We start from the raw sequence: 256 nt of genomic DNA, 5'->3' as shown, positions 1-256 counted from the left end.
CGACTTGCCGGGCGTCGGCGAAAATTTGCAGGACCATCTGGAGATGTATATCCAGTACGAATGCAAGGAGCCCGTCTCGCTCTACCCCGCATTGCAATGGTGGAATCAGCCTGCTATTGGGCTCGAATGGATGGTGAACGGCACCGGCATCGGCGCGAGCAATCAGTTCGAAGCGGGCGGCTTTATCCGTACACGCGACGACGACTTGTGGCCCAACATCCAGTATCACTTTCTGCCGGTCGCGATCAACTACAAC

The 256-nt window shown here is 56.6% G+C and carries 1 pseudogene; it reads left to right on the top strand.

Annotated features, from left to right (window positions below):
• Positions 1 to 256: pseudogene (locus SB822_RS58790) on the top strand (choline dehydrogenase); the annotation flags it as partial.

This window comes from Paraburkholderia sp. SIMBA_054 (genome assembly GCF_046534875.1).
Lineage (GTDB): Bacteria > Pseudomonadota > Gammaproteobacteria > Burkholderiales > Burkholderiaceae > Paraburkholderia > Paraburkholderia hospita.
This window is presented reverse-complemented; position numbering and strand designations above follow the sequence as displayed.